The 23,063-nt window shown below is 39.0% G+C and carries 19 protein-coding genes; 8 read left to right on the forward strand and 11 right to left on the reverse strand.

Translation table 11 applies throughout. The features are described from left to right. Nucleotides 1-3 precede the first annotated feature (3 nt). Complete coding sequence (locus ACZ5B7_RS03125) at nt 4-1,317, forward strand: hypothetical protein (protein WP_464492592.1); 1,314 nt, start codon at nt 4-6, stop codon at nt 1,315-1,317. A gap of 346 nt (nt 1,318-1,663) precedes the next feature. After that, entirely contained in the window at nt 1,664-2,290 is a 627-nt protein-coding gene (locus tag ACZ5B7_RS03130) for an LbetaH domain-containing protein (protein ID WP_464494425.1), read from the forward strand. A gap of 529 nt (nt 2,291-2,819) precedes the next feature. Here ACZ5B7_RS03130 and ACZ5B7_RS03135 read toward each other — a convergent pair. Both ACZ5B7_RS03135 and ACZ5B7_RS03140 read right to left on the reverse strand, forming a co-directional pair. Further along, nucleotides 2,820-3,413 (reverse strand): TetR/AcrR family transcriptional regulator, encoded by a 594-nt coding sequence (locus ACZ5B7_RS03135; protein ID WP_464492593.1) that lies wholly within the window; start codon nt 3,411-3,413, stop codon nt 2,820-2,822. 36 nt (nt 3,414-3,449) lie between these two features. Beyond that, nucleotides 3,450-4,364: an SDR family oxidoreductase gene (locus ACZ5B7_RS03140; protein WP_464492594.1), complete on the reverse strand. Its 915-nt coding sequence runs from the start codon at nt 4,362-4,364 to the stop codon at nt 3,450-3,452. A 283-nt stretch (nt 4,365-4,647) separates the two neighbouring features. On the opposite strand from ACZ5B7_RS03140, the gene ACZ5B7_RS03145 reads away from it, so the two are divergent. After that, nucleotides 4,648-7,266 carry a choice-of-anchor I family protein gene (locus tag ACZ5B7_RS03145; protein WP_464492595.1) on the forward strand — a complete coding sequence of 873 codons (2,619 nt, stop codon included), beginning with the start codon at nt 4,648-4,650 and terminating at the stop codon, nt 7,264-7,266. A 223-nt stretch (nt 7,267-7,489) separates the two neighbouring features. Here ACZ5B7_RS03145 and ACZ5B7_RS03150 read toward each other — a convergent pair whose 3' ends face one another. Next, the gene (locus ACZ5B7_RS03150; protein WP_464492596.1) at nt 7,490-8,494 is read right to left on the reverse strand and encodes a DUF3231 family protein; all 1,005 of its coding nucleotides are present in this window, start codon (nt 8,492-8,494) and stop codon (nt 7,490-7,492) included. 236 nt (nt 8,495-8,730) lie between these two features. Between ACZ5B7_RS03150 and ACZ5B7_RS03155 the strand changes: the two genes are divergently transcribed. Next, the gene (locus ACZ5B7_RS03155) at nt 8,731-9,567 is read left to right on the forward strand and encodes an aldo/keto reductase (RefSeq protein ID WP_464492597.1); all 837 of its coding nucleotides are present in this window, start codon (nt 8,731-8,733) and stop codon (nt 9,565-9,567) included. 394 nt (nt 9,568-9,961) lie between these two features. Next, nucleotides 9,962-10,732 carry an Hcp family type VI secretion system effector gene (locus ACZ5B7_RS03160; protein WP_464492598.1) on the forward strand — a complete coding sequence of 257 codons (771 nt, stop codon included), beginning with the start codon at nt 9,962-9,964 and terminating at the stop codon, nt 10,730-10,732. A gap of 138 nt (nt 10,733-10,870) precedes the next feature. Here the strand turns inward: ACZ5B7_RS03160 and ACZ5B7_RS03165 are convergent, their stop codons facing one another. From ACZ5B7_RS03165 to ACZ5B7_RS03190, 6 genes are all read right to left on the reverse strand, one after another. Next, nucleotides 10,871-12,103: an NAD(P)/FAD-dependent oxidoreductase gene (locus ACZ5B7_RS03165; protein ID WP_464492599.1), complete on the reverse strand. Its 1,233-nt coding sequence runs from the start codon at nt 12,101-12,103 to the stop codon at nt 10,871-10,873. A 333-nt stretch (nt 12,104-12,436) separates the two neighbouring features. After that, nucleotides 12,437-13,567 carry a Ger(x)C family spore germination protein gene (locus ACZ5B7_RS03170; protein WP_464492600.1) on the reverse strand — a complete coding sequence of 377 codons (1,131 nt, stop codon included), beginning with the start codon at nt 13,565-13,567 and terminating at the stop codon, nt 12,437-12,439. Continuing rightward, on the reverse strand, nt 13,557-15,017 hold the full coding sequence (locus ACZ5B7_RS03175; protein ID WP_464492601.1) for a spore germination protein: 1,461 nt from the start codon (nt 15,015-15,017) through the stop codon (nt 13,557-13,559). The genes ACZ5B7_RS03170 and ACZ5B7_RS03175 overlap by 11 nt, the downstream gene beginning before the upstream one ends. 3 nt (nt 15,018-15,020) lie before the next feature. Then, on the reverse strand, nt 15,021-16,106 hold the full coding sequence (locus tag ACZ5B7_RS03180) for an endospore germination permease (protein WP_464492602.1): 1,086 nt from the start codon (nt 16,104-16,106) through the stop codon (nt 15,021-15,023). 687 nt (nt 16,107-16,793) lie between these two features. Further along, nucleotides 16,794-17,915, reverse strand: a complete 1,122-nt coding sequence (locus ACZ5B7_RS03185; protein WP_464492603.1) for an ABC transporter permease — start codon at nt 17,913-17,915, stop codon at nt 16,794-16,796. 1 nt (nt 17,916) lies between these two features. Beyond that, entirely contained in the window at nt 17,917-18,846 is a 930-nt protein-coding gene (locus ACZ5B7_RS03190) for an ABC transporter ATP-binding protein (protein ID WP_464492604.1), read from the reverse strand. A 264-nt stretch (nt 18,847-19,110) separates the two neighbouring features. Here ACZ5B7_RS03190 and ACZ5B7_RS03195 point away from each other — a divergent pair, with 264 nt between their 5' ends. Together ACZ5B7_RS03195 and ACZ5B7_RS03200 are read left to right on the forward strand one after the other, a co-directional pair. Beyond that, nucleotides 19,111-19,386, forward strand: a complete 276-nt coding sequence (locus tag ACZ5B7_RS03195) for an autorepressor SdpR family transcription factor (RefSeq protein WP_464492605.1) — start codon at nt 19,111-19,113, stop codon at nt 19,384-19,386. Further along, nucleotides 19,373-20,017, forward strand: coding sequence for an SdpI family protein (locus ACZ5B7_RS03200; protein WP_464492606.1), 645 nt, complete (start codon nt 19,373-19,375; stop codon nt 20,015-20,017). Before ACZ5B7_RS03195 ends, ACZ5B7_RS03200 begins: the two co-directional genes overlap by 14 nt. Nucleotides 20,018-20,233: 216 nt before the next feature. Here the strand turns inward: ACZ5B7_RS03200 and ACZ5B7_RS03205 are convergent, their stop codons facing one another. Both ACZ5B7_RS03205 and ACZ5B7_RS03210 read right to left on the reverse strand, forming a co-directional pair. Continuing rightward, nucleotides 20,234-20,560 carry an AzlD domain-containing protein gene (locus ACZ5B7_RS03205; protein WP_464492607.1) on the reverse strand — a complete coding sequence of 109 codons (327 nt, stop codon included), beginning with the start codon at nt 20,558-20,560 and terminating at the stop codon, nt 20,234-20,236. Then, complete coding sequence (locus ACZ5B7_RS03210; protein ID WP_464494426.1) at nt 20,551-21,270, reverse strand: AzlC family ABC transporter permease; 720 nt, start codon at nt 21,268-21,270, stop codon at nt 20,551-20,553. Before ACZ5B7_RS03210 ends, ACZ5B7_RS03205 begins: the two co-directional genes overlap by 10 nt. Before the next feature lie 113 nt (nt 21,271-21,383). Here ACZ5B7_RS03210 and ACZ5B7_RS03215 point away from each other — a divergent pair, with 113 nt between their 5' ends. Beyond that, nucleotides 21,384-22,757 carry an aminotransferase-like domain-containing protein gene (locus ACZ5B7_RS03215; RefSeq protein ID WP_464492608.1) on the forward strand — a complete coding sequence of 458 codons (1,374 nt, stop codon included), beginning with the start codon at nt 21,384-21,386 and terminating at the stop codon, nt 22,755-22,757. The last annotated feature ends 306 nt before the right edge of the window (nt 22,758-23,063 follow it).

The following is a 23,063-nucleotide window of genomic DNA, read 5'->3' on the forward strand; positions in this document are numbered from 1 at the left end:
ATAATGAAACATTATTTAAACACTAATAAGGTTATGAAATCTTTTGTATTAGCAGGAGCAGTATCATTTGGAGTATTTGCGGGTGCACATTTTACTGAGGCGGCTGGACCTGATAAGGCAAAACCAGACCACACCGTTCAAGTAAAGGCCGAAAGTCAAGTGCAAGCTAACGTGACAAAACCTGCAGTTCCTGCTACACCAGCTGTGAAGGAACAGCCGAAGGCACAACAAGCAGCCAAATCTCAAGCGAGTGTGCATGCCAGTGAAACGGCAAAAATGCATGCGAATCCGAACTCAGCCGTTCTCGGCAAGATTGGAAAAGTGGAAGAAGCTCCAGTACAAGAACCTGCTGCAGAAGAGCCGGTAATCGAAGAAGCCCCTGTACAAGAGCCTGCAGTAGAGGAAAACGTTGACATCAATACGGACCTTACTGCAGAAGAACAAGGTACGGAAACCGAAGTGGAATCAGAAGAGCCTGTAACAGTTGAAGATGAAGCGGCTGTTAAGGAAGATGTACAAGCAACAGATCTTGATTCTGAAGACGCTGCAGAGGATACCGAAAATGCCGACCAAAATTCTGATTCAAAGAAGGTCGAATATAATCACGAAGGTATCGTAACTTCGAAGAATGAAGAAGATGCAGATTCAGATGACGAAGACACAGACACAGACACAGATAAAGAACCTAAGGTTAATCCTTCAGCTGCCAATAAAATAAACTCACAAGCATACGAACATGCAAGTGATACAGCTAAAGCTCACGCGAATGCAAACGCAGCTGTCCATGCTTCTGGGGAAGTTTCTGAAGAAGCAGCATCTGAAGAAAAAGCTGAAGAAACAACTGAAGTGACAGTGGAAGACAATACTCAGGTTGTAGCAGATGAAACCACTGAAGGTGAAGTTGAAGAAGATGCAGCCGTTGTAACTGATGAAGCTACTGAAGCTGTTGAAGAAGATACAGCGGTTGTAACTGATGAAGCAACTGAAGAAACAACTGATGCCACGGAAGAAGCTGATGCTGTTGTTGCAGGAACTGAAGAATCAGTTGAAGCTGGAACAGAAGTCGTTACTGATGAAACTGCAGAAGTAACTGAAGAAGAAACAGTTGATACAGAAAAAGTAAACCCATCCCTATCTAACAAAGCAAACGCACAGGCTAGCGTAAATGCAAGCGCGCAAGCTAAAGCTGTCGCTGCTGCCAATTCAGCTGTACAAGCTGTAACTGTGGAAGAAGCGGAAACAGTTGTAACAGTTAATGAAACTACAGACGAAGCAGTTGCTGAAGATACAACTGTTGAAGCTGCAACAAAAGAATAATTTGTATGTTTAGGGAACTGTCCCGCTGAACAATCCCTGAAATACAAAAAAGGCCCGACTAGCTTCTATCCGGTAGTCGGGCCTTTTTTTACGTGCAAAACTTCCGAATGGGGATAAATTAATTGTCGGTTTTCTGGAACTGCTCATCACTTGCTATTGGATCAAATATTGTTGGCCCCTATTACGTAGTCCAACCCTCCCTTCCCATTGAAAAGCTTAGAAGTGCTATATACATTACTGCATGAAATAAAATTTTCCACGTATAAGTAGTAAGAAGAATTTTCGCGAATTGAAGGGAGGTTTTATTTTGTGGAATCATTCTGGTAGTCAAAATGGCCCTTTCAATATGTATAGTTATTATATAGGATATAATCCGCCAACTTCAGTGAATCCTTATCCAAAATTTCCAAGGATCCACAACAGTGCTTTCTTAAGTCCGTTTACTTATATTGTGGGTGATGTAACAATTCAGAGTAATACATATATCGGCCCATTCGTAAGTATCCGGGCGGATGAAGGAACGCCATTTTATATCTGCAGCAATAGCAATTTGCAGGATGGTGTTATTCTTCATGGTCTTAAAAATAGATATATTGAAAAGGAAAATAAACATTATTCCATCTATATTGGAAATAAGGTTTCATGCGCTCATGGAGCATTGATTCATGGCCCTTGTCGGATTGATGATGATGTTTTTGTCGGCTTTAACACCATTGTTTATAATGCTTTGATAGGGGAAGGAAGTTTTATTTCTTCAGGAGCTGTTGTAACGAATGGGGTGGTATTGGAACCCAATCGGTTTGTTCCCCCGGGCGCTCATATTGATACCCAAGGAAAGGCGGACCGATTATCACCCGTGCCTCAAACGGAGGAGGAGTTTGCAAAAGAGGTCCAAAGGGTCAATCAAGAATTCCCAGCGGCTTACTCCTTATTTTTTGGAAAAAATAAATGTTCTTGCGGGCTGGCTTGTTAGTTCAGTTTAAATTCATTTGATAAGAGATTTATTTTCTGAGGCATGGGGATGGTTCAAAATCACTGAGAACTGCCCCATGCCTCGGGTTATTAAAGACAAAAAGACCTTTGAGAATGGTTAAAATGTCTTTAATAAGGCCTAATAAAGACAAAACAGGGTAAGAAAGAAGCGGAAATGTCTTTAAACTGTAAAAAATTGGGTTATCAAAGACGAAGTGACCTTTGAAAATGCCTAAAATGTCTTTAACAAGGCTTATTAAAGACAAAACAGCCCAAGAAAGAAGCGTAAATGTCTTTAAATTGCAAAAATTCGGTATATTAGAGATAAAGTTGCCATTTCGGAAGATTAAAATGTCATTAATCCGTCTCATTAAAGACAATTCTGCATTAATAGAAAATGTCTCTAATCTTCCTCTTAGTAAGCGTTTTTCAGTGGTCTCGGACGGTTCTGCTGCATCATTTTTGCCGAATGACATAAATTTGGTGAACCATCCCTGTGGAAGTCTTAATAGAAATAATCGTATGAGAAGCTATTCTCTTAAAAGTTTCATTAAAATATCTACATCCAGGGCTTGATGACCCTCCTCATCCTTATTCGGGAGTAACATCAAACCGGAAATGACCGAGAAATAGAGCATCAAAAGCTTAGCAGGGTCGCCCATACAAAATTCTCCGATCTCCTGCCCCTTTTTAAAAACGGGAATCAGCTGCTCAATAAAAGAAGGGATTGGATATTGTCGGACAATTTCCTTTGCCTTGTTTGGGACTTCATCAGAGGTTTGTACTTGCTGTATGAGCATAAACGAATGTTTATTGCTTGTATCGAGCATTTTCTTGGTAAATTCTTTAATTTTTTCTAATGGAGAGCCCGACATATTCTCCAATGAAGCAAATGCCTCGGCGGTTTCTTCCATAGCATCCTTAACAAGTTCAATAAAAAGTTCATCCTTTGAAAGGTAATATCGATAGGTAAGCCCCTGACTGATGCCAGCCTCCTTGGCTATCATGCTTATTTTCGTGCCAATAATTCCGCGTTTTGCAAATACTTTTAGGGCGGCTTTCTTTATTTGTTCTCTTCGTTCTTCACGGTTCTGGTCTAGTTGCTGCTCATTAAATGGAGGCATCTTCTTCACTCTTTTCTTTTTTTATTTCGCATGTATTCAGCCATTCACCGAGAACATAACTTGTTCTTCACTTATTTTCCAAAGTTTACTTGCTAATTCTTTGTCAGCTGCCACCTCTGCCGGTTCCTTCTGTTGTCGATCAACACAATATTTCCCGTTAAGATTTGAGACATCTTTTGTTTCTGCCAGCCAAACCAACGTATCTGCACCCTTTTCTGGGGTACGGGAAAAAAGATTCATTACAGCCATAGTTGTCTTAGCCATCATTCCATTATTTTGATTAAAATTTGTTGCCACAAGTCCTGGATCGAAACAATGAACGGTGACATTTGTTCCTTCAAGACGACGCGCCAATTCAGATGTAAATAAGATATTGGCGAGCTTTGTCTGTGCATAGCGTATGGTCGGTCCTCCCATTATTTTTTTAAACCCTCTATAAAGGGCCTCTCCATTTACATGGGTAAAGTCAAAGCCGTCTTTTGCCATCTTATGTCCATGAGAAGCCGTATTAATCACCCGAGCGGAATCACTTTCCTTAAGTCGTTCTAAAAGCAGTGAGGTGAGGAGAAAAGGGGCTAAGTGGTTCACAGCCCAGGTCATTTCCACGCCTTCTTCTGTTTTCTGAAAGGTATTGAATAAAGCGCCTGCATTATTCACTAAAATATCAATCCTTGGACACCGTTCAAGAATCTCCGCTACAACTTGGCGAATGGACTTTTGGGAGGATAGGTCAGCAATAAATACATCTACATTAATTGGTTTGCTTGTTTGCGACTTTAATAGGGTTGAAATTTCTTCTGCTTTGCTGTGATTTCGAGCAATGATCCCTAGATTAGCTCCGCGTGTTGCCATTGCCTTGACCGCAGCAAGGCCAATTCCGCTTGTGGCACCTGTAATCAATACATATTTGTCCTGCAACTTCCAGTCTTTTTTAGTAGTATTATTCGCCATTTTTTTAGCTCTCTCCTTTTGAATGAATGATTCATTCATTTTTAAAATCAGTATATTTCACGACTTTAAAAAAAGTACCAATAATTTTTGAAATGGGAAAAGGGACTGAATAATAAGAAGCCGGGGGCAATGGTGGGCGATACCAGCCTCTTATTTTTTACGAAAAAAATACAATAGATTTACAAATATCCCATAATTTTAAAATATTAATATTCTATACTACTTGTATATGTCTAAATTTGTAATAAAAGATTGGAAGATGAAGAAATAAGGAGGAAATTAGATGAAGAGGAACGGAACGTTCACCCGGTTCAGAAAGATTTTTTTAGCCAGTATCATACTAGCTTCAGGCATCGGAATGAATGTGCATGATGCAAATGCTGCAACTACGATTCAAAATAAGCTAGAGGTCAAAAAAATTGCTGGGTACAGCATGGGTTTAACAAATGAAGATGGTGGAGTTGCTGAAATTGTTAAATACAATTCTGACAACGAAAAATTTTACGTGATCAATGGTTATGGACAAACAATTGATATTGTTAGTCTTAAAGATTTAACATCTTCTGAAACAGTGCAACAGCTTCAAAAAGATAAATCAATCAATATTGCAAATGCGGTAAACACGGATACTTTTACATATGGAGACGTAACAAGCATTGATGTTAACACGGCCCATGACATGATTGCTGCAACCGTTCAAGAGTCCGATTACACAAAAAATGGAAAAATAATCGTGATGAATTATGATGGAGAAATTCAAAAAACATTCGACACAGGTGTACAGCCAGATATGGTTAAGATATCAGCTGATGGAAAGTATATATTATCAGCTGATGAAGGGGAGCCGCGTGGTGGTCTTGAAACCGTAGACCCAGAAGGATCCGTAACGATTGTCGAAGTTGAAACTGGTAAAGTAACTAAAGTAAAGTTTAATGACGAAAGTGTCATTGATGACAAAGTTCATATTCGAAAAAATGGAACGAAAGCAGATGCTGTCAAAGATTTGGAGCCTGAATACATTGCAATTTCAAACAATGGCAAAAGAGCATTTGTTACATTACAAGAGAATAATGCCATTGCAACGATTGATATCGAGGCAGGGAAAGTATTATCTGTAAAGTCTCTTGGATATAAAGACCATTCATTGCCCGGAAATGAACTGGATGCTGCCAACAACGGTAAAGTAGAACTTGAAAGACTTCCAATTTTGGGGTCTTATATGCCAGATGGCATTTCTTATGCCAACATTGGTGGTACTGATTACCTTATTACTGCTAATGAGGGAGATGCAACGGAGTGGCCTGAAGATGATCCAACGTTTATCAATGTAGCAGACTTTAAAGATGTAAAGAATACGATTACCCTTGACACGAATCTTTTTAAAGGGATGACACCTGAAGAAGCACAAGCAGTTTTTGATAAAATGAAAAATTCCGAGGATTATAAGAAGTTAGAAGTATTCACGGATCGCGGAAATGATGCCATTTATACCTTGGGCGGACGATCATTCTCTATTTGGAAAGCCGATACAATGGAGCTGGTTTACGACAGTGGAAGTGACTTTGAAACCATCACAGCAGAGCGTTATCCGGACTTTTTTAACTGGTCAAATGACGATAATAAAATGGATAAGCGCAGTGCGAAAAAAGGGCCAGAGCCAGAAGATGTAAAAGTGGGTATGATAGGTGGCCAGCTCTATGCATTTGTTGGACTTGAGAGAATTGGCGGGGTTATGACCTATAACATTTCCAATCCAGAAAATGTTCAATTTGTAAACTATGTTAATAGTAGAGATTTTTCCCAAGCTGTTGCGGGTGATGTATCACCAGAAGGACTTGAATTTATTGCACCTCAGGTAAGTCCTACAGGACGTCCGCTTGTTTTAGTAGGAAACGAGGTCAGCGGAACCGTCTCTGTAAACGAATTTCAAGTCGATCCTATTAAACCGATTGAAGGAATTACGCTCGACCAAGCCCAAGTCAGTCTTAAAGTGGGGGATACGGCAAAATTAAATGCGAGCATTTTGCCAGCTGACACCACTGAAAACAAAGAACTAACTTGGACAAGCTCTAATGATAAAATTGCAACGGTAACGCAAGATGGTAAAGTAACGGCAATCGCTGCCGGAAATGCAACCATTACAGTTCAAACGAAAAATCAAATGTACTCAGCGGCTGCTGCCATTACCGTTGCTCAACAAGCTCCGCCGCAGAAACCATACAGCGCTTATAAGGATTTAAACAAGAGCTTAATGAATGAGAATGGAGAAATCATTTTTGATTTCTCAACATTCCCTCAATTAAGCTTGGAATTAACCACAGATCAGGTCCAAGATCTATTAAGGACAAATCCAAATGCCAAAGTAAAGGTAAATAAAGGCGATGTGGAAGTTGAAATACCGTTAGTTATACTGAAAGAGCTTAATCAAAAAGTAACGTTAACCATACTTCCAAAATCATTTGCGGGTGCAGTAGGTCCAGTATTTGATTTCTCTATTCAAACCGAAAGTGGAGCATTTATTGATAAATTTGAAGATAATCAAATTACTCTAAAATTTAAAGTTGATCCATCAAAGGTTAAAGATTGGAAAAATGTTGCGGTTTACTATATTGACAAGAATGGGAAAAAAGCAGAGAAGATCATTCCTGCTAAATATGATTCTACTAATGGAATTGTATGGGTACAAGTAAGTCATTTTAGTGCATATGGAGTATTTGAAGAAACTTCCTCGGAAAATATATCAAATGAATCCAATGCAAATGGAAACAAATCTCAGAATATTAGTTCTGGAAATAAACTTCCTAATACAGCAACAAACCATTTTAACCTAGTAGCAAGCGGTATTATTTTAGTCGTTTTAGGTGGAATTTTCTTATATCTAAGAAAGAGAAAAATGGTTTAAGAAAATCCAATCTGTTAAAAGGCTTAATCATTTTTTGATTAAGCCTTTTTTTGAGGCATGGGGACGGTTCTTCTGCTTCTGAAGCATGAGAACCGTCCCTGTGTTTCATCTTCGCTAAGTAGATTAAATCTCATTAAAACCTATTGATACAAAGTTTTCTGTATTAACGTTGTAAATACGTATAATCCTCCCCTAAGAAAAGAGCACCCCATATTGTAGAACATTATTGTTGTATTAATTTATCATGGTCGACTGCTTGTGGAGGTTCCTCCATCCAGCCTTGTTTAATCATAATATTGGCTCCATCTTCCACATACAGTGCGACTTCTGGAATCAATGATATATATTTAAGACCTAAATCTCTCCTTTGACTTGCTGCTAATGCAGTTCCATAATAGCCGATTCCTGCTGCAACCATGGTTGTAACATGAAACATCATTAGTTTATCTGAAAAAATACTTGCTGTTGTATTTAAAACAGCTGAACCTGAACTGATAGGGGCTGGCAGATCCTCCTCGGTTAAAAAATTGCTAAATATATCTATGTATTTTTGGGCAAGCTCTTTTCCTCTTAAGAAATACTGTTTTACATCTTCATTTTGAGCGGTCTGGGCAAAGCCCGTTACTAATTCTTTACCAATCACATTTATTAGAGTGTTTAAGTATAAGTGTGTGATTTCTAGTGAATTAATCGATCTCTTTTTCCCAAAAAAACCAGTTAAATAATGCTGTTTTTCTACAAAATCGACCTGATCAGGAATAGGTATAGAAGGTGGTTTTACATAAATCCCTTGTTTTAGCATTAAATCACGTGTTCGATCCTGCAATTCTACCCCTTTATTTAAGATTCGCTTATGAAAAGCAACAACATCTGGACGTGTCGCAACAGTTAGTGCTGCACTGCTGGCTGTCATGGCAAATACTGCCAGTTGACTTAAATGCTTTAAGAAAAAAGTATCTGTAAAAAGTCTTGGAGCTTTGGTATTGACATCTTGTTCTGTAAATCCAATGGGTATTGGAAAATTCTCTTTTTGAAACAGTTCCTGCATGATGGAAATATTCTCTTTTGCTGTATCAAGTGTCCATTCAATAATAGGACGTATTTCTTCATCCTCTACTTTTTCTAAGAAATAGCTGTTCATACAAACAATTATTGTATCACCCATGTATTGAGTCCATAAACCAGACATTTCCGCGGCGGTTAAGGGAATATGTGTTTTATCATCCATTAGGACAACCTCCAATTTTACATTCATACATTATGGAATAATATTTCCTAAAAAGCGGAAATCAATAACTTTTCTAATACATCGAATGAAAAAAGGACTGATCCTGAAAGTCCCTTTTTTCAATAAATATGAAAGTTAAAAAATTGGGGGCTACCATAGTCATTAGGACTGTGGTATTTTCTTTTTATGGAGAGGAATATCCTCAGTGAAATCTTTTTTTGATAGGAGGATTCATAATGCCAACAAGTTTAAAAGATACGGTTACTTTATCTAATGGCGTGGAAATGCCGTGGTTAGGTTTAGGAGTTTTTAAAGTAAGTGAAGGGGACGAGGTAATTCAGTCTGTAAAGGCGGCAATTCGGAACGGATACATCAGCATCGACACGGCTGCGATCTATTTAAATGAAGAAGGTGTGGGGCAGGCGATTCGTGAATCCGGCGTTCCCCGTGAGGATTTGTTTATTACAACAAAGCTTTGGAATACCGAACAGGGATATGAATCCACATTAGAAGCGTTTGAAACAAGTCTTAACAAGCTTGGACTCGACTATTTGGATCTATATTTAATTCACTGGCCAGGTGTTGATAAATATAAAGAAACGTGGAAGGCTTTCGAAAAGCTATACAAAGACGGTCGTGTCCGTGCCATTGGCGTCAGTAACTTCCATGTTCATCATTTAGAAGATTTGATTCGAGACGCTGAAATTAAACCAATGGTCAACCAGGTTGAATTCCATCCCCATTTAACTCAAAAAGAGCTTCTCGCTTATTGTAAAAAAGAAGGAATTCAACTAGAAGCATGGTCGCCATTAAAGAAAGGAGAACTGTTAAATGAACCAGTTCTGGAAGATATTGCGGCTAAATATAATAAATCCGTTGCACAAGCAATCCTGCGCTGGGATCTGCAACATGGCGTCGTAACAATTCCAAAATCCATCAAAGAGCATCGCATCATTGAAAACGCCGATGTATTTGACTTTGAACTGACCGCAGAAGACATGGAAAAAATTGATGGACTCAACCAAAACAGCCGCTCTGGATCGGATCCAGATGCCATGAGAGTAGGGTTCTAATTGAGGATGTGGCCAGCAGTTTATTCTGGATTCGATTTGGTGGGAAATTCCTAAGAATTTTATAATGTCTGCAAGAAAAATCTAATATAGAAGTACTTGTTATGCTCCCTCAGACTAAGAGTTGAGGGAGTTTTTTTGTGCTTCCACCGCATCGGTTGAAATGCACCCAGATTTTGAGAATAGGAAAGCATGGAAGGAAGATCAGCATTATGGAGTGCTTTACATGCAAAGGAAAAACTTATAATAGCCTTATAAGGGTTAGGTATTGGTAAGTAATAAAATCTTTTCCATAGTAGTTAAAGAGCCCACAGAACCGTACATATATGCCATCCTAACGAAATATAGTTAGTAGGGAGTGCGTCATTTGTAATATTCAGAAGGGGAGGGAGACGTATTGTATCTTAGTAAAAAGACCATTGCCATTTTGTTAAGTGTAATCGTGGTAATTTTCTCAGGCTTTGGCGTTTATGCGGCTGCACAGCAGGATGATGACAACCAAACACTTTATGCTTGCACGAAAGACAATGGACAAATCCGTTTGGTTGACAAAGATACATCATGTGGTCCAAATGAGAAAATGATTTCCTGGAACGTAAAGGGGCCACAGGGAGAACAGGGGGCACAAGGACCTCCAGGAAAAGACGGGACTGACGGAAAAGACGGTGCTGTTGGACCACAGGGACCGCCAGGAGTTTCATTGCCTGCTGGTGATGGAAGTCCTGCTCTTAATTATGATGTTTATATGAAATTGGGTAATATAAAAGGAGAGTCCTCAGCTGAACAATATAAAGATTGGATCGTACTAACTGGAGTTGAATTTGATGCTTCTCAAGTGCTCAGTACAGGAGCAGGCGGGGGAGGAAGTACAGGGAAACCCTCACTCAATGAGTTCGTTGTCAAGAAAAGCTACGATTCTTCTTCTGTTCCAATATTTCAGGATTTGTTGACAGGAAGACATAGTGCTGATTGCAAAATCGTGTTCGTATCACGCGGTGAATCCCCAACACCTATTCTCACAATTGAGTTACTCGACGTCCTGATCTCAGATTATAACTTTGACAATATGTTTGAAACAATTGGGTTGAATTTTACTAGGATTAAGTCGACATACGCTGGTGTAAATCCTCCGATTACCGGTGACTTTGATTTCAAGACAAATAAATAGTTTTAAAAGAATACTTAGCTTGTTACTCCCAAATTTTGTCGAATTCTACGACACTATTCAGGGAGTGAGAGGCACTGCTTTTGAGGAGTGGAGAATCGCAAAAAACAAGAAAAATGGGGAAAACCATCCCCATTTTTTTCATCCCTTATTAAGCAAAGGGCGGTCTTGCAAGTAAAGAGTCAAATCAGGACAGTTTCCTTCGACAATCTGCTTTACAATAATCTTCGACAGCAATTGGCTGTAGACCGTCCCATTATCACCAAAGGCAAATAGAAAATAACTATTAGGATATTCTTCATATTGGCCAATAATCGGAATACCATCCGCTATGCCACCATAAAATGCAGTTAAATAATATTCTGGCTGGACCTTAATAGTGGGAAACATTTTATTAAACTCTTCAATCAGTTTATCCTTTTTGTGAATCAGCTTACTATCGCGGTCTTCAGGGTATGGAGTATTATCATCAAGTCCTCCAATAATAATCCGGTTATCTCTAGTTGTCCGCATGTATAAATAGGGACGAGCAGTTTCCCAAATGAGTGTCCTGTAATACCATTCGGAGAAATTGTCGACTGGATTGGTTGTGACCGTATATGTACTGACAAAGGAGGCTTTTTTCTCCTTTTTGATTTCCATTCCTTCATAACCCGCTGCCAAAATAAGATAGCGTGCTTGAATCGAACTCCCATTCTTTGTAGAAACAATCATCTTTCCTCGTTCTTTATCATAATGGTGACCGTTCATTTCCGTATTTTCATATATACGGATTCCTTTTCTTGCGGCGTAATCCAATAACGCATGGGTGAATCGGAAAGGATTGATTTCTGCATCATTGTATGAGTAAATAGCAGCATCCCTGCTAAATGGGTAATTTGCTTCTATCTCTTCTTTTGTTAAAAAAGTAAGGTCACAGTTATGCTGCTTTAAAAATTCGTATTCCTTTCTTAGTTTTTCAACGTCCTCTGGACAGCTAGCGGAGTAAAGGGTATCTCTTCTGTTAAATTCACAATCAATTGTGACTTTCTTTGAGGCTGCTTCAATTTCATTAATAGCTTCCTTTAGTAATTGTAAATGCCTTCTTATGTAATCTGCTCCAAAGGTGTTGATCAGATTTGTAAACATTTTTTCGCCGGAGTATTGAAGGAGGGCGGTATTTGTACTAGTACTGCCGCTGCCAATGGTTGATTTTTCAATGACAGCCACCTCTAAATTTGCATTTGCATCAGCAAGATAATAGGCACACTGTGCCCCCGAGCTTCCGCCCCCAATGATTAATACATCACAAGATAGGTCTTCTTCCAACGCCGGGTACGAGGGAGCATCAGGAAAAGTAGTAGGCCAATAATAAGTTCCAGATTGTAAATTCATATATATCCCCCAGTTATTAAAAATATATAATTAATATAACCAGCCTCATAATATACATACGTGAGGCATGGGGACGGTTCTCATGCCTCATTTTAATAGCAAAAACGCCTGAATCTTTATGATTCAGGCGTTTTACCGTACAACACATATTCTATTAATCTACTGGGCGGTTTTCGAAATCGTAGTCCACTAATGCTGGAGCCACACGTGCCCGTTCGAGAGCCGGTGTATCCCAAAGGGGAAATATACATAATCCCTCCCTAGCAGGGAGGGATTATGTATTGTATGCGCTTGTGGGTAAAAACTAGTATCCCTCTGATTACTCCATGTTTTCTATAAATGTATTTTTCCTGTATTCTCAATTGTGATATTTACTGTAATATGTCTAAGTAGATATTTCCGAAATGCTAACGGATTTTCTTTTACGGCCTTTTTCCAGAGTTGATGATTTTGCCGGTACAGCGTGTTTTCTAAATTTAATATATCAATATCCTTTTTTAGCCCTTGATTATAGGTTGTAAGTATTTCCTTCCTGATGGCATCTTGTATTAGCTGCTGAGAATTTTTATGTTTCTCTAGTGAATTCAAAATCGTGGCTTTTCCCTTTATATGGATATCAAATTGAGGGAACCCTTTTTTTTCATTGACTATAATTTTGGGGCTGATTTTCCAAACGGCCACTTCAAGGGCCGTGTTTTTATTATCATCCATAACCTTTAAAATTGACCGTTTTGTATTCGATGTTAACCATCTGGACCCCCTGAGTGATTCGTCCGAAAACCACTCATGATACTTCTTATTGTGAAACAAAAAAGCCCCATTTATATAAGGTATTAGGTTTGACTTGTCTCCACTGTACCATGAATCTGTTAGTGATAAGTTTGGCAGCAAAAGTGTTCGTGCCGTATCTCTGTATTGCCGATTGAAATCTAATGTTTCTAAAGGTGAAATACGATGATATTGTTTAGTAATCCCTTTTGGAGTATGCTCGATAAGGGTTAAAGGTGAATTATTGAGTATAGGTGTTGTATTTAAAATCTTCATTAAATCGCCTTTGGTCCCAAATATCCATCCACTTAATCTAAAATCTGGATATCTTCGCAGTAAGTCTAAAGTATCTTGAAAATTATGCTTTAGAGCTGCATCTGTAAGAATATAACTGCTGACATGACTAAAAACAATCGGTTGTTGTGACATTTTCTTGGCATTCCTAATCGCATCAAACAAGTCTTCTCCCGACCCCGTCAAAATCCAACTTGGGACTTTTTCAGTTGATTTTCCTTGTTCTGTTTTTGCGATGGTTGAAAAGTCCAATAATTGCAGGTAGGTTGTATACTTGTTGTCTTTAAAATCAACCCCCACAGTTCCAACATAATAAATGTCTTGAATCACTTTCTGGTCCCAGCATCCTGTGAGGAAAACACTTGAACATAACAACAAAAAAGCAATCTTTTTAGTTGTCACCCCTTTTTCCTCCTCTTTTCATTGGTTTTGATTTTGTGATTCTACTTGGTTTGTCATCATCATAAATAGATGGTTTTGAAAAAATAGCTGAAATAACTTCTCGAGGGTTAAACGGTGAAACAGGTAATAAATAAGGGACACCGAATGACTTCATATACGTTAGATAGAGACAAATTCCAAATAATGAAAGAAAAAAACCATAGAAACCCAAAATCGATGAAAAAATCATGATTAAAAATTTTAAAGCAGTTATAGAATATGTTAATGCTGGATTGACCAAAGCAAAGCTTGCAACGGCTGAAACGGCCGTTACGACAAGGATACTTGGTGATGTGAGTCCTGCCCGGATGGCAGCATCCCCTACCATAATTCCACCTACAACAGCAACAGTTTGACCGACGGCTTTGGGCAGTCTAAGTCCTGCCTCACGAAATAACTCAAACATAACTAGCATAAGAAAGGTCTCAAACGCTGATGAGTAGGGTATACCGTATCTCCCCATTGAAATGGTTGCCAATAGTGGAACAGGTAATTGTTCGGGATGATAGGATGTAACGGCAATCCATGCTCCTGGGAGCAATAGCGCAATGACTAATGAAACAAGTCTCAGTAATCTTTGGAGCGATACAATGAAAAACGGAAAATAAGAATCTTCGGCAGAATTTAGCAGCTCAAATAAACCAATTGGCGCAATGGTAGCACTCGGCATTCCATCTATTAATATAACAAAGCGGCTATTTAACAAGCAGCCGGCCGCTAATTCTGGCCGTTGAGTTGTATCCGTTATTGGGAAAAGGCTAAAGGTATGGTCCGAAATGGATTCTTTAAGCATAGCTTGTGTTGGCGCTTCTCTATTAATGCCTTTTAGTCTTTTTCGCACTTCTGTCAGGATTTCAGGTTTTGCTAGATCCTTTACAAATAGAAGTCCAACCTTAGTTCTTGAACGCGTTCCAATCACAAATTCCTCATAAGACAAAGTATTCGTTCGTAACCGTTTCCGAATTAGGGCTACATTTGTACGAAGATCCTCGGTAAAAGAATCTTTTGCACCCAATGTAGTGACCTCAAGATTAGATTCCTCAGGTTTCCTATTAGGTATGTTTGCCATATCCAAACTGAAAAGGGCCTTTTCCTTTTCAAGAAAAAGCAATATTTTCCCGTTAAATACCTCATCCGCGATTTTTGAGCAGATATCAGAATCCACTTTTGTGATATTTAATAAATTATTTTCATTTAATTGGGCTAATATTGTTGCATTCTGTTTATTTGCCATCTTTTCTAATGCTGGCAAAACAATTTGGTTAATGTCCTTTCCATCAACCAATGTTTCACAATAGATCATCTTGATATTATACTCAGCATTTTGCCCGCCAAAAGAATGGTTATTTATTTTTACGTCATCGCATCCCTCAAATAATTCATTAAAATTAGGATTTCTTTCGAGCTTCATAAATTATCCCTCTGGCTTTCTTTTAAAAGTGGAAACCCCCGTTAGAAGCAATAATGCCCCTCCAAAGACAATTAAGATTAAAAAAGTATAATATTTCATAATTAGGTGAAAAAGATACTCTTCGTCTATAGGTAACATGGCAAAAAAAATCAAAATGATATGAATAGATGCCAAAAAGAAGACCTTAGATTTTCTGGATTGTACTCTAAATAAATCTAATGTTAAGAAACCCAATAGAGAAATTCGAATAAATGCACCAGATAACCATTGAAATATGGCGAAAAAATCAATATGTGATATATACTTGCCAATTGTAGCAATACGCCATAATTCAAAAGCAGGGTACCTTTGGCTTAATGCCTCTTCAGGACCAAACACAGAGATAGAACCTAATAGCGGGCCGATTGTTAATCCTATTAGAATGACACTTAGAATGGATAGATATAAAATCTTAGTCTTTTTTACAAGATGTTGTTGGAATAGTAAAACTAGAAATAGCTCGATTATTCCGCCAAGCATAAAAAATGCACTATGCCAAACAGGGATCATTCCATTCTCGAAAGAAGGAAATATGTAGGTATAATCCTTTTTAGGCATGTTTGCGGACATTATACCAATTCCTAGAATAATGACTATTGGTCCGATTATGCCTGCCGTATAGGCAATATAGCGGATTCCTGACATACAAGCGCTAAAGCAAAGTATGGCTAAGAAAATGGCTAAAACTAAAGGTGGTGTATAGGGCAAATAACTAGCAATCGACCATTTAATAGTATCTCTAAAGGCCACACAGTTCATTATCAAAATACAACCTGCAATAGGGATTATGAAGATGTAACTTATTACTTTACCAAACGTTTGTATAAGCCATAATGATAGCGGCATTCCATTCGTTCTTTTGGATATGATTAAGATAAAAAAAATCAAAAACGGTATAATGAGTGATGCCATTAAGATCCCTATCCAAGCATCTCTCCCGCCCGCTTTTAAAAGGAGGGGGATTAAAATTACATGATTATAAAGGCCTGAACTAAGTAACATCAAGAATAGCGCATTATAGAACCCAATGGTGCTTACCGGTTTATTCAAACTCTAACCTCCGTTTTGAATAATTAGTTATAAGTTTTCCTTTAGTGATGGGAATATACCCAATATTCTCCATTCGCTCTATTAATCGGGAAACTTCTAAAGGAATGCATTTTTTGTCTTTAATTAATCGAGGTTTGGAGTATTTATACAGTATTCGGCACATTGTTTTAGCTCCTATGCGACCGGACAGCAGAACTTTTCAAGAGTTGGGGTTCATAGAGAGGCTATATGAGCCCGGACAGCAGAACTTTTCAAGAGTTGGGGTTCATAGAGAGGCTATATGAGCCCGGACAGCAGAACTTTTCAAGAGTTGGGGTTCATAGAAAGGCTATATGAGCCCGGACAGCAGAACTTTTCAAGAGTTGGGGTTCATAGAAAGGCTATATGCAACCGGACCGCTGGATTTTTCAAGCGTCGGGGTTCATAGAGAGGCTATATGAGCCCGGACCACTGGATTTTTCAAGAGTTGGGGTTCATAGAAAGGCTGTATGCGACCGAACCGCTGAATTAATCTAGTGTAAGGGTTCGTAGAAAGGCTGTATGTAACCGGACTTGTTATTTATCCAAGTGTTCGGCACATACAGCGTGGCAATAAGCTATTCCTACTGAAAAATGTGCCAGTCACCATCCGTATATCTCCACAACAATATACGGATGGTGACTGGCACTCTTCGTGTTTTATCGTAATTACCTGACTGAAACAATCGATTTCCGTTTATATAACAACGAACCAATGATAAAGGCAATTCCACCCCAAAGGAGCATGATCCCAAATCCATACCAGAGTGGAGATGAAAGAATAGAAGTATGATAGACCATACTGTCTCTTAGGCCATCTGCAAAATAGGTGAGTGGGAGAATGTTTGATATAGGCAGTAGCCATTCAGGCATGGTTTCAACCGGAAAGAAAATGCCGCTGACAAACATCATCAGGAAGCTGACAATATTTGCAACTCCCATGTAGGCCTCATTCGTATTGCTAAAGGAAGAAATGAAATAACCAATTCCGTTGAAGGAGAGGGCTCCCATTAAGAAGACCATGAGTAAACTAGGAAAATTAATAAATAGATTAGCACCGAATACGAAAACGCCAATTAAAGATAAGAGGATGATTTGAATGGTGCTGAATAACAGGCGCATCACCATATCGCTAAGCCCAAAGATCCCCATTTTAGCCGGGGTCATCCGGAGCCTTTTGATTAACCCTTTTCTGCGCATATCCACTAAGTCAACCATGCCGAATAAGCCGCCTTGGGCAATCGATAAGGCAATCATCCCAGTCAAGAGAAAATCAGTATATTTTAATTCCGCACTGCCTGAAGAAATGGTTTCAAATTGCTGCTTGAAGGTTGGAGATGCACCCACTGCTTGCAAGTTTGCCTGCTGAATGAATTGATCCAGGACACCCGAAACGACTTGGGTTGAGACACTTTTTTCATTTTCTTTATTTACAATAAGTTTAATCGAGGTAGCATGTGCCGAATCTGGCAAAATGATGGCAGCATCGACTTTCTTCTCTTTTACCAACACTTTTGCTTTTTTTTCACTAGCAGGTTCATTTTTACTAACTTCCAGAATCGGAATTTGCTGCAATTGCTTAGCCATCATAGTAGACGTTTCATTTGGAGATTCGTTAACAATGGCAACTTTCGTGCTAAAATCATCATTTGAACCGCCTCCAAATATCGTCATAAAGATGACCATTAAGATTACTGGAAAAAAAATCCCCCAAAACCACGCTTGTTTTTCGCGGAGCGTTAATTTTAATTGAGCAAGGAACATTTGCTTAAATTGCTTGAGATTATTCATCCTAATCCCTCCACTCTTTGCCGGTAAAAGCGATAAAGACATCTTCAAGACTCATTTCGCGAATCGAAACCTGCTCGACTTGATAGTCCTTGTCTTTTGTAAATTTAAAAAGGTCAAACAATAAATCCTGGGGTTTAATGGTCCATAGCTTAAGTGCGGTGCCATCCCGTTCTGTCCGCGTCACGGAATCAAGCGCTTTTGCAAAAAGCTCCGCATCATGGGCAGCGCTCTCTCCATCAAGGAAGGATAAACGAACCTCTCTTTCCTTTGTTAAATTTTCTATTAGGGCGGAGGGGGAATCCAAGGTGATGACCAACCCTTGGTCAACAATGCATACCCGGTCACTTAGCTTTTCCGCTTCTTCCATGTAATGAGTGGTGAGAATCGTCGTTTTCCCTAACTTCTTAAGTTCAAGTATAATTTCCCACACATTGCGTCGAGCCTGTGGATCGAGTCCGGTTGTTGGCTCATCCAGAAATACGATATCAGGATCACTAATCATGGCAAGCCCAATCGCAAGCCGCTGCCGCTGACCCCCAGATAATTTCTTGACTTGATTCTTTCGATGCTCGGTTAAATTGACCAATTTGAGTATTTCTTCAGTCGACCGTGCCTTATCGTAAAAAGTAGCAAATAGATTCAAATTTTCTTCAGGGGTTAATAAATCAAACATGGCACTAGATTGCGGCTGTACGCCAATTTTCTTTTTAATCGTTACTGCATGCTTGTTCCAGTTCAATTCGCCAAACTGTATTTCGCCATGGTCCGGTGTAACCAAGCCTTCTATCATCTCTAGTGTAGTCGTTTTTCCTGCCCCGTTTGGTCCAATGATGGTAAAAATCTCTCCCGCTTTTACACAAAAGCTAATATCTTTTACGGCTTGAATGGAACCGAACGACTTCTTTAAATTCTGGACTTCTAAAATATTCATCGTTACATCACCTTTCCTTGGAAACCAGCCAAAAGTTGCATACCACCTTATACCTATGTTGTGAAATAGGAAAGGATTCATAAAATTTAAATGAGGCATGGGGACGGTTCTCGTGCCTCAATTTTTAATATAGCTATTTATTTTCCCTGTGTACTAAAGCCTACAATTTTGAGAATCAAAATGGTGTATATAACACTTTTAAAAATAGAAAAATATGTTATTATATATTTAGATAATTAACTAAATAACAAAGAAGGGAATATCATGAATGAGGTTTTTAAGGCTTTGGCAGACCCAACTCGAAGAAAGATACTGGATTTGTTAAAAGATCAGGATTTAACGGCAGGGGACATAGCTGAGCAATTTGAAATGAGCAAGCCATCGATTAGCAATCATTTAAAAATCCTGAAATCCGCAGGATTAGTGATGGATGAGAAAAAAGGGCAGTTTATTATTTACTCCTTAAACTCAACTGTTTTGCAGGATGTAATTAAATGGTTGTTAGACAAAAAGGGGGATGGGTTTTATGAAAAAAAATAAACTATTTTATATTACGCTAATCATTTCCTTCATTCCACTGATTGTAAATCTTATTGCCTTTCCACATATGCCTAATAAGTTTCCGGTTCATTGGGGACCTAGCGGTGAACCAGATCGGTATGGGTCAAGAATCGAACAGCTCACCATGAGTGCATTACCCCTTGTCCTGTTTGTGTTTTTAAATTTTCTGCCGTCCATTGATCCGAAGAGAGAAGCTTATAAAAAGCATAGCGGTGCATTTTCTATCATCAACTCTGTCATTATCTTATTTCTTGTTATCACGAATTTATTGGGGCTGTTCAGCGGGCTAGGATACGATATACCTTTTCAAAAAGTTGTACCGGTACTACTAGGTATTTTGTTTATCGTTCTTGGAAACTTCATGACGCAAATCCGGCATAACTATTTCTTTGGCATTCGGACCCCTTGGACGCTGGCATCGGAATATGTTTGGAAAAAAACACACCGGTTTGGAGGATATGTTTTTGTTGTTATTGGCCTTGTACCATTAATCACCACCTTCATAGGGTCCATGGGAATGTACTTTTTCCTGGCAGCATTAGCGGTTGGAATTGCGCTGATCATGATTTATTCCTATTCGGTCTTTAAAAGGGAAAAAGATAAAGTGTAATTTGTCAGAAACTTAATGCGATATATAAGAGGAGTAAAGCAAGTGCCAGTCACTCTATCCGAAATTAGTTGATTTTCATCAGCATTACTTGGGTGGTGGCAGGCACTCTAATATTAAAAAACTCCCCAAAAAAAGTTATTGAAGAGTTTTTAACAAAAATATTTATTGATAGGTTAGAAGATTATCCCGCATGGTTGCCAATCACGTTGTACCACTTTAAAACACAAACCGTAATACCATGATAGAGATGATTCCAGCTACAACCGTTCCTAATAAGCTGCGAGTCACAATGGCAATGATAAAAGCAGGCAGTGCAGCGATTAGTTCAAGGTTATCTGTCAAAGGTGCCAATTTTCCGTTTGGCATGAGCAATTCTTGCCCCACTAAGGCTGCCATAACCGCAATCGGAACATAGCTCAACCAGCGCATCGCCCATTCTGGAAGTTCAACACGACTTAAGACAGCAATCGGCAGCACTCTTGGAATGAAAGTGACAAGGGCTGAGCCTAGTATAATTAAAAAAATAGACCATCTTACTTCCATTTTTCCACCGCCAATCCTATGGTTGACGCAATGATTGTCGCCACAATAACCCCTGCGCTTCCTGAAGCCACCATACTTACCCCAACAACAATGGCAACAGCACTAAGGGCAACTACAATATCTTTCATCCACTTTCTTCGGCTGAACATTGACAGAACGAGAAGGCCAATGAACATTCCCGGCAAGGCAAAATCAAGGCCGAATTTTTCCGGATCGGAAATCCATTCTCCGAAAAATGCTCCTGCAATATTGGCTAGGAACCAATTTAAATAAGCCGTTATATTGAGACCATACATCCATTTTTCGCTGAGCGATTTCTTCCTTGCTGCTTCATTCATGGCTACACCAAATGTTTCATCTGTAAGTAAAGAACCGATTAATACATTCTTGAAGGGTGTAAGATGACGGAAATAAGGCGATATAGCCGCGCTCATCAACAGATGGCGGAGGTTAATAAAGAAAATAGTAAAGATAATCGCTAGCGCGGGACTATTAGCCCCAATCATCGCGGCAGCAATAAATTGTCCAGAACCTGCATATAAAAGCAAGGAGATCAGTCCAATTTCAACAATCGAAAGTCCTGCAGTTTTTTCCACCACACCGGCCGCAAATCCAATGCTTAAGTAACCAAGTACAGTCGGAAGACAATCCCGTACACCGGCAAAGAAGCTGCTTTCCTCCCGCAAATATGTATTTTCACTGATGTTCATCATCCTTCACCCCCTGATATAAATTATTTGTATAAAAATTACTTTATCATCATCATTGTATGGGTTCAATGATATAATTGTATGCAATACAATTTTTCAAGGAGGAGTGTGATATGCCGGTTAATTCATTTGAAAATTATCCGATGTCATGGAAGCCGGATAAAAAACAGCTTGTCCCTCCATTGTATCGATCGGTTGCTAGTTTGTTGGAATATGATATTCTCAATGGCTTTCTCGCACCCAATACGAAACTTCCCCCTCAGCGAGAATTGGCAGATTATCTTGATATTAACCTCAGCACTGTGACAAGGGCCTTTAAAATATGTGAAGTGAAAGGATTAATCTATGCCGTTACCGGAAGGGGAACCTTTGTGACGCCCAATGTAAAAAATGCTATTTTCATGGCAGATAGTGATGAGCATAAGAATTACATAGAGATGGGGATCATCAAGCCCCTTGATCACACAAACTCATTCGTCGCACAAGCGATTAAAAGTATCGCCGCCAAAGATTATCTGGAAAATTTGCTAGATTACAGGCACCCGTTGGGAATGCCTTATCATCGAATGGCAGCCAAAAAGTGGATGCAGCGCTTTAACATGGATGCCCCCATTGAAAATATTGCGATCACTTCAGGCGGGCAAAATTCGTTTTCGCTGATTCTAATGTCCTTGTTTCATCCGGGAGATAAAATTGCGGTTGATATCTATACGTATCCTAACTTTATTGAACTGGCCAAAACAATGAATATCCAATTAATCCCTATTGAGGGCGATGAGCAAGGCATGAAGCCGGAGAAATTAGAGGCCGTCTGCCGAACAAATCCATTGAAGGGAATCTATTTAAGTCCCTCCTGCAATAATCCTACTGCTGTGACTATGAGTATGAAGCGCAGAAAGGAAATAGCTGAGGTCATCAATAAACATGGGCTTATTTTAATAGAGGATGATGTATACTCGTTCCTGGCACCGGACGGCTATTATCCTATTTCGCATTTTGTGCCGGAACGGTTTATTTATATCCTGAGCGTTGCCAAATCACTTAGCTCTGGTATTCGAGTTGCCTTTATCGCTTATGCCGATCAGTTTGTTGAAAAAATCACGTACGGAATTTTCAATCTCAACGTAAAAACATCTGCCTTAAATGCAGAAATTATCACAGAATTAATTAATACAGGGGCTGCGGAACAAATCATTAAGAAAAAGCGGGAAATTTCGCAAGAACGAAACGAGATTTACCAGAAATATTTTAAAATTGATGATCAAAGCGAAAACCCGATTAGTTTTTTTCGCTGGATACCACTGCATAAAGAATGGCAGCTCAACCAGTTTGAGCATATAGCTTTAAGCCGGGGGATCCATGTTTATCATTCTCATCGTTTCTTGGTCAAAAAAGATGAATCTCCCCAGTTTATTCGTATTTCACTTACATCTCCTAAAGACTCCGACGAATTGGAGAAAGGGCTTTGCATCCTAAAAAGTTTTTGAAGCATGGGGACGGTTCTCGTGCTTCATTTTTGAAAAAGTGCCAGTTACTGCACGGAATTTGTTGATTTCTTTTCGATAAATTACGGGTGGTGACAGGCACTCTTTTTTTATACGCAAATATAGGGGGAGGTTTCGCAAATAAAACAGTTTTATTCGCAAATAAATGTTCGTTTTCCGCAAATAAAAAACAGGGCAGGAGCACTCCATTTTAGATTCGCAAATAAAACAGGGATATTCGCAAATAAATGTTCATTTTCCGCAAATAAATATCAGGGAAGGAGCACCTCATTTTAGATTCGCAAATAA

The organism is Neobacillus sp. S1115 (assembly GCF_055385565.1).

What these genes read in the sequence shown, in the direction of transcription:
- ACZ5B7_RS03125 (WP_464492592.1), top strand. Translation starts at nt 4, where the DNA reads ATGAAACATTATTTAAACACTAATAAGGTTATGAAATCTTTTGTATTA.
- ACZ5B7_RS03130 (WP_464494425.1), top strand. Translation starts at nt 1,664, where the DNA reads ATGTATAGTTATTATATAGGATATAATCCGCCAACTTCAGTGAATCCT.
- ACZ5B7_RS03135 (WP_464492593.1), bottom strand. Translation starts at nt 3,413, where the DNA reads ATGCCTCCATTTAATGAGCAGCAACTAGACCAGAACCGTGAAGAACGA.
- ACZ5B7_RS03140 (WP_464492594.1), bottom strand. Translation starts at nt 4,364, where the DNA reads ATGGCGAATAATACTACTAAAAAAGACTGGAAGTTGCAGGACAAATAT.
- ACZ5B7_RS03145 (WP_464492595.1), top strand. Translation starts at nt 4,648, where the DNA reads ATGAAGAGGAACGGAACGTTCACCCGGTTCAGAAAGATTTTTTTAGCC.
- ACZ5B7_RS03150 (WP_464492596.1), bottom strand. Translation starts at nt 8,494, where the DNA reads ATGGATGATAAAACACATATTCCCTTAACCGCCGCGGAAATGTCTGGT.
- ACZ5B7_RS03155 (WP_464492597.1), top strand. Translation starts at nt 8,731, where the DNA reads ATGCCAACAAGTTTAAAAGATACGGTTACTTTATCTAATGGCGTGGAA.
- ACZ5B7_RS03165 (WP_464492599.1), bottom strand. Translation starts at nt 12,103, where the DNA reads ATGAATTTACAATCTGGAACTTATTATTGGCCTACTACTTTTCCTGAT.
- ACZ5B7_RS03175 (WP_464492601.1), bottom strand. Translation starts at nt 15,017, where the DNA reads ATGAAGCTCGAAAGAAATCCTAATTTTAATGAATTATTTGAGGGATGC.
- ACZ5B7_RS03185 (WP_464492603.1), bottom strand. Translation starts at nt 17,915, where the DNA reads ATGAATAATCTCAAGCAATTTAAGCAAATGTTCCTTGCTCAATTAAAA.
- ACZ5B7_RS03190 (WP_464492604.1), bottom strand. Translation starts at nt 18,846, where the DNA reads ATGAATATTTTAGAAGTCCAGAATTTAAAGAAGTCGTTCGGTTCCATT.
- ACZ5B7_RS03195 (WP_464492605.1), top strand. Translation starts at nt 19,111, where the DNA reads ATGAATGAGGTTTTTAAGGCTTTGGCAGACCCAACTCGAAGAAAGATA.
- ACZ5B7_RS03200 (WP_464492606.1), top strand. Translation starts at nt 19,373, where the DNA reads ATGAAAAAAAATAAACTATTTTATATTACGCTAATCATTTCCTTCATT.
- ACZ5B7_RS03205 (WP_464492607.1), bottom strand. Translation starts at nt 20,560, where the DNA reads ATGGAAGTAAGATGGTCTATTTTTTTAATTATACTAGGCTCAGCCCTT.
- ACZ5B7_RS03210 (WP_464494426.1), bottom strand. Translation starts at nt 21,270, where the DNA reads ATGAACATCAGTGAAAATACATATTTGCGGGAGGAAAGCAGCTTCTTT.
- ACZ5B7_RS03215 (WP_464492608.1), top strand. Translation starts at nt 21,384, where the DNA reads ATGCCGGTTAATTCATTTGAAAATTATCCGATGTCATGGAAGCCGGAT.